The sequence below is a fragment of the Nitrosomonas marina genome (genome assembly GCF_900110145.1).
Taxonomy (GTDB): domain Bacteria; phylum Pseudomonadota; class Gammaproteobacteria; order Burkholderiales; family Nitrosomonadaceae; genus Nitrosomonas; species Nitrosomonas marina.
In genome coordinates this window covers 1-6,145 of record NZ_FOCP01000046.1, presented here as the reverse complement: position 1 = coordinate 6,145, position 6,145 = coordinate 1, and the positions used below count along the sequence as shown (strand labels likewise).

The window sequence follows — 6,145 nt, the reverse complement described above, 5'->3', positions numbered from 1 at the left end:
AGTAATGACCAATTCACAGTCGAATTGCTGGATAAGGAATCCAGTGTTTGGGAGGACGTTGGGACGGTTAAAACCGATCTTGGCAAGACCGCAGAACAGATTGCTGAAGAGATTGAAAATATGGTGTCAGGTCAGGTTGATCCTGGCGATGAAACAGAAAAAACAATGCTCACAACTGTTAATGAAGGCTCACCGAAAATACCGGATGGCTGGGGGATTGTAAGTGATGGGGTTGCGAAAGCTGGCGATATGCATTTTATGCCGGGAACTTTAAACCCAAAATGGACTGAAATTAAAAGCGAACATGTCGGAGCAGATGTAGAAAACTTTTTCAAAATCATTAGAAAACTAGAGGTATTGGACCCGGTATCCTCCGAAGGCTACGCCAAAATCATGGCCGATGAGTCTTTGCAGCTTCAGTATCAGGATGTGCTGGATTCGTTTTTCCAAGAACGGATTGTTGCGGTACGCAATGCGCTTCGCTATGTAGACTGGGATGGAGAGAATGGCGCCACGTCTTTAAGTAAAACGTTGGGTGGTGTTGTTTATCAGGCATCGTTTAGTTACAAACAAGTTGGTGCTGGTGCCAACATTGTTGGTTTTACCGTTTCTGTTAATTCAAATAGCAGAGAAGGCGGCATCGCCCAGATTGCAACCATAGTTGATGACCTGTCAAGAACCCCTGAACAGATAGCTGGAGAGATTGATGGTGCTGTTTCGGTTGATGATGGAAATAGCGGCAATGAATCAGAAGAAATAACCGCCGCCAAAAACTTCCTGCAGTCCGTCATAGACGGCGGGAAAGATGCCGCAAACCTGATGGATTTGCTTGACGAAATCGACGCCTCAGCCAAAGCGCTGATCGATGCCGGCATGGGTAGCGAATACGATGACTTGATCGGCAAGGCCGCTGAGAAATGGGCTGAACTGGACCAGCAAGCAAACGGTTGATTCCCCTATGTCAGCGTTATCAAGAAAACTTCGAGACACTGAGGACAATGGGCTTGTGTTCCTGTGTCCTGGGTGTGGCAAACGACATCTAATAAAACATGGTAGCGGCAAGCCTCCAAGATGGACTTGGAACGGTGATGCTGAAAAACCAACCTTCCGCCCTTCTGTTCTGGTCAGGTATGAACATTGGGTTCCGCCTGCCATGCCAAATCAACCGCCGCCCGAGAGTCAGGAAAAAGTGATTGACGTGTGCCACTCATTCGTCACCGATGGTCGCATCGAATTCCTAGGCGACTGCACACACGCGCTGGCCGGGCAAACAGTCGACCTTCCGGAGTGGACAGAATGATTGCTGGTTCAGAAAAGCTAAAACTCGTTAAAGAACTTGGCACGATACGTCGCCACCTGCCGAATGTTGCGGGGGTTAATAAGCTAACCCTTGTTAAGCGGGTGCGCGAAATCCGGCAATTGCTTTCTGTTGATAGCGGTCCGGAGCCGGTCGGTTTGGCCGTCGATCGGAATGATGTTTATGGCACATACAAAAACATAATTGCTTATCTTGAGAAAGGCATTGAGCAAGTTCCCGAACCGCTTAGGGGATTCGATAGGGACGCAATAATAACCGCATGGAATGTAATTAAATCTGGTGTTAAGGATGCGCCTGATCTTTTATACGACAATACAGTGTTAGTTGCGAAACACAAGTCCGATAAAAGCAAAGCTTTCGAGTATTTCAATTCGATTGGCAATGTGTTTGATTACGACGCTGGCAAGATAAAGGCCGTCTCCAAGGAGTTAGAAAGCCTCTCGTCAATGATTCCCATGGATTCGCTAGAAGTTATTGAAGAGATGGGGCGATTAAGTGATGAATACGAGGCGATCAGGAGGGATATGAATGCCGCGTTATCTGTGAATACTAAAAACGGCCATTCGTTTGATGAAATAGAATCCGCCTCTGATAAATATATTGAACTTAGAGAAAAGGGAACTCTTTTGTTCAGGCAAATAAATGAATTATCAAATAAAAAGTATGCCGATAAACAGGCAAAAATAGATAATCTCAGAGATCAGATTGCACCGATTGGCCAGAATTTTATCGATACTCTGACCAATGCATCAAAAGTAACCCAAGAGCAGGCCGACACCTGGGCGAATGCACAGGTTATTACAAAATCCGCTATAAACCGGTTGAAACGTATTGGATACAAGGAAGCCGATATCCGCCGCGATATGGCCGAATTTTATCGGATAACTGGCGGTAAATTGCGACAGATAGTTATAGACAATGACGGAAGTCGGCGTGCAAATGCCAGGGGCATAGGCTCGGTTGAAGAAACTTCCATATATCCGGGTAGAAACTTCGATAAAACAGTTCTGTGGCATGAAATGGCGCACCATCTTGAAGCCGATCCTGCGGCAAAGGCTGTTTCAAACGGGTTTCTATTGAAACGCAGAAAGGATGAAAAGGTTTATTCCCTGAGATCATTGACCGGAAATAGTCGGTACCGCACCGATGAGGTTGCTTACAAGGATGAATTCATCAAGCCATATATCGGCAAGGTGTATCGAGACGGTGTAACAGAGGTGTGGGCAATGGGTATTCAATACCTGTCGAATCCCCAAGATGCTGCTTTAATGCTTGGCAAAGATCCTGAAATGGCCGCCCTGATCGCCGGTTATTTGCAGTCAGATCTAACCCCTGGAATGAAAGCGTTACAGGCCGCGCAAAACCTTGCAAAAGACGAAATACAGGTAAAGCGTGATGATCGGGATACGCAATACGATGAAGCAATAAAGAAATTGTCCGATGGCGTTGAAATTATAGATGACGGCTGGTTTGATGGTTTATCAGAGATCGACAAAGATTTAATTTTTAATTTTTCTATCAGGCGTAAAAGCGGTGCTGAATTTATTGGTTCCTGGAATGGTTACAGAGTGTTTAAGGGCAAATTCAGAAGCCGAAAAACCAATCGTGTAAGCAAAGGTTACGAAATCATTTACGCTCCAGAATCATCATTTCTGGATAATGATGGCAGGAGGCGCGTACCACATGGCGGGACATTCCATGAAGAAATGGATGCGATAAAAGCGGCTTTAAGAATTGCCAGGGATGCGTTCTCAAATAATATTTATGCCGTTTCATACAAGGTTTTCGGAAATCTTGCTTACAAAGTCGAAGTCATCGACTACGCCGGCCATATATTCGGGGGTGAATCATGAGCGAAAGCATCTACCGCGTAATAACCCCTGCAGGCGTATTTGACGCAATTTATGACGATGAAGAATCGCCGGTCAAATACCAGGGCAGCGAGATAGCAATCTCATTATTCAAGAGTTGGATTGAAATCAACCAGGTCAGCGGTGAGCACGGGCACCTGCTTGATTCAAATAACCTGCAGCCGTTCGATTTGTACGGTTTTTGTCAGCCTGAAGGGAGCGGAATTATTGTTCTGCCGCCATTCGATGACCTGATTGAATACGAGACTGATAACGCCTTTCTTGAACAGGAAGCCAAAGAAAAGGAATCTGAAATGGAACAACAAAACATTGTTTATGACGCCGCTGGTGGTGTTTACCTGGACCTTGATAAAAATGCCGTGTCAGCCACGGCAGATTTGCTCAAATACTTCCGTGATTTCATAAGGTCAGATGCCATTACAGCGCAAGTCCCGCAAGATTTAATGGGCTTTGCTGGCGGCAGAATGACAATGAACAAAGAAAGTGCGCAGCAAATCTTGCGTAAATTAATTGATGTGGCCGTGAATCGCAAAGCAGGCATTCCAGACGCCACCCAAAAGCAAAGGCAGAGGCTTGCCGATTTTGCCCACGATGCGCGCGTAATCAATGATTATCTGACCAAGCGTGTGCGTAGTTCCGGATCTCGCAACCTGCTGCGCACGCCGGAAATGATGAAAAAATACCCGTACATTGATAACCAGCCTGCAGAGTTCGACTCTGTTACTGACACTATGCTGATATTTGACGCGATAAGCGGTGCTGAGAAGCTAAGGCATGTGCGAGAACTTGGATCGCTGCGGATGGCCATGGAAGCGGCCAAGTCCGGGATGGAGAAGCTTGGACTTGTTAAAAGAATTAAGGAGATTCGTGAATTGCTGGGGGTTAAAAGTGCAATAGACCCGCAGCCAGAACCGCAACCAGAAGCAAAAAGTACCCTAGCCGACGTAAACGCAGTAATGCCCATACTCAAGCAATTTATAGGCAAATCCCAATTGGCTGCCTTTGCTTCCGGAATTCGCGGTGAAGAGGGACAGTTCATAAAAGACAAGCTGATTGAAATAGCCAATACCATCAAAAACATGCCTAAAACCTACGATCAGGACGGCATGGGCGATAAGGCGGTGGCTCACCTGCATTACTTCAAAGGTTCGGCTGACTGGTACATCACAGAAAAGGACATGGAAGATGAGCAGTTGCAGGCATTTGGTCTGGCTGATTTGTATGGTGATGGTGGCGAACTTGGTTATATCAGCATTCAGGAGTTAATCGATACAGGTGTCGAGTTGGATTTTTACTGGACACCGAAGTCTATCGAGGAAATCAGACATTCGAACAGACACTAAGACCAGGCATCAAGGAATTAAAAATAATTCTTCATATTTGGCGAAATAGCGATTCATAGTCAGTGCAGTATAGCGGCCAAACCGCAACATGTTCCGAATTGTTTGCCGCTATTGCACGGGCATGGATCATTCGATTCGATTACAGGATGGCTTTGCTGAATAATATTCGCAACTTTTCTTTCATAAATTGCTGTGCGATAAGGCAACCAGAAACGGAATATTTGGGCAGCACTGTTTGAAATTTGTTGGATTAATTTTTCACATTTTTTCGGTTCTCTGGTCAAAAATTGCTCAGATGAATAAACATTTGTAGTAGATCCAGATCCATGTAGATAAATGGGTTGCATAATTTGAAATCCCTGAGAACAGCTAAAAATCGGTTGCCAGTAATGACGATGTAGTTCAACCTCCATCATGTAGCCAGAGACCCATTTATGAAGATCAAGATAACTTTCTGGCTGTATGCGGTTTCTATTAAAAATTGGTTCATATTTCCCGGCATCATCAGCCAATATTTCAGAAATTTCATTCAACTGTTTGATAATTAGCTTGAGTATGTGGTCTGTTTGTTTGCTCGAGCCAAATCTGATCGGTTTGCTATTCTTTAATCCCCAAACAATAGGAATCCACTCCTTGGAATTTATCGTGACTGGTCCAGATGCAATGGCAGTCAGGAATCCGTGTAATGTAGCTATAGACGACACTACCTTCCTTTCCGATATGTTGGTTTTTAAAAAATTCTCAAGCTCTTCCAACTCATTTACAGACAAGGAAAATGTATATTTTTTTAAAGTAACGTCAGCCATGAATCTAAAGAAAATAACACTCTCTCAATTATTTTACTGCTCTGAAATTACAAATAGAAGACGTTGTTATATGTGATGAGATATTGAATGAGTTCAAGGTAATTTTTTTAGAAGCATTAAATAACCTTTTAAGTACTATTGTTAATAGTGGACTAATTAGTCGGATTTATTTACAGTGTATACCTGTAAAAGAATTGTGTGAATTGTTAGGTCTATAAAACTCAACAGCTTTCTGTATGGCATGTTTTTTGCTGATTAAGCTATGACTGCTCATTCCGTCAGGCTAATTTTTTATTAAAAGGAGAAATTTATGTCAGGTATGTCAGGTATGTCAGGGAAATATGCAGGTCTTAATTTGCTTGCAAAGAAATTTCCGAGTGTGGGTATGGTTTTAATTGCAGCCTTGTTTGTTGCGGCTTCTTCGCATGCAACAGTAATTCAGGGAAAAAGCGAGGGTTATGGTTTACAAGTCGACCTTGATTTTGCCTCTCAGAATATTGTGGATCTTCTGAATGGAAATCCGGTTGGAGTCGATCAGTTATCGCAAGGGATCGCGCCGCCACCCTATAACGAAAGCAAAACCGCTGTTTTTGCGGGCGCTTCCGGTGGCGTATCTCTGGGTCCCGTGACATCGCTTGATGTGTTCGATATCAATACATCGGTACTGAACAGCTCGGCTAGCTCAAATGTGGATGGTGTTTCAGGTAACCGTTTTGCTGATGGAATGGGTGAAATTCAGAATGCGTCATTTGGTGCCGGAATTTTCAGCGTTTTGGGAATAACAACATTTGAGTTTCTCGGAACAAG

General features: G+C 44.1%; 6 protein-coding genes. 5 read left to right on the top strand and 1 reads right to left on the bottom strand.

Annotation, left to right across the window (positions count from 1 at the left end; genetic code table 11):
- The 4 genes from BMX44_RS16980 to BMX44_RS16040 form a co-directional block, all read left to right on the top strand.
- The coding region (locus BMX44_RS16980) for a hypothetical protein (protein WP_177167796.1) at positions 1–951 on the top strand (951 nt) is incomplete at its 5' end.
- Between the two features lie 7 nt (positions 952–958).
- Positions 959–1,300, top strand: a complete 342-nt coding sequence (locus BMX44_RS16050; RefSeq protein ID WP_090634904.1) for a ubiquitination-like system serine protease family protein — start codon at positions 959–961, stop codon at positions 1,298–1,300.
- Entirely contained in the window at positions 1,297–3,171 is a 1,875-nt protein-coding gene (locus BMX44_RS16045; protein WP_090634901.1) for a hypothetical protein, read from the top strand. Before BMX44_RS16050 ends, BMX44_RS16045 begins: the two co-directional genes overlap by 4 nt.
- Positions 3,168–4,532, top strand: a complete 1,365-nt coding sequence (locus BMX44_RS16040) for a DUF2958 domain-containing protein (protein WP_090634899.1) — start codon at positions 3,168–3,170, stop codon at positions 4,530–4,532. The genes BMX44_RS16045 and BMX44_RS16040 overlap by 4 nt, the downstream gene beginning before the upstream one ends.
- A 59-nt stretch (positions 4,533–4,591) precedes the next feature.
- Here BMX44_RS16040 and BMX44_RS16035 read toward each other — a convergent pair whose 3' ends face one another.
- Positions 4,592–5,338, bottom strand: coding sequence for a UPF0149 family protein (locus BMX44_RS16035; RefSeq protein ID WP_090634897.1), 747 nt, complete (start codon positions 5,336–5,338; stop codon positions 4,592–4,594).
- A gap of 310 nt (positions 5,339–5,648) precedes the next feature.
- Between BMX44_RS16035 and BMX44_RS16030 the strand changes: the two genes are divergently transcribed.
- Positions 5,649–6,145: hypothetical protein (locus BMX44_RS16030; RefSeq protein ID WP_143056984.1), on the top strand; the 497-nt coding region annotated here is incomplete at its 3' end.

Coding starts and splice junctions, on each gene's coding strand:
- BMX44_RS16050 (WP_090634904.1), top strand. CDS start 959: ATGTCAGCGTTATCAAGAAAACTTCGAGACACTGAGGACAATGGGCTT.
- BMX44_RS16045 (WP_090634901.1), top strand. CDS start 1,297: ATGATTGCTGGTTCAGAAAAGCTAAAACTCGTTAAAGAACTTGGCACG.
- BMX44_RS16040 (WP_090634899.1), top strand. CDS start 3,168: ATGAGCGAAAGCATCTACCGCGTAATAACCCCTGCAGGCGTATTTGAC.
- BMX44_RS16035 (WP_090634897.1), bottom strand. CDS start 5,338: ATGGCTGACGTTACTTTAAAAAAATATACATTTTCCTTGTCTGTAAAT.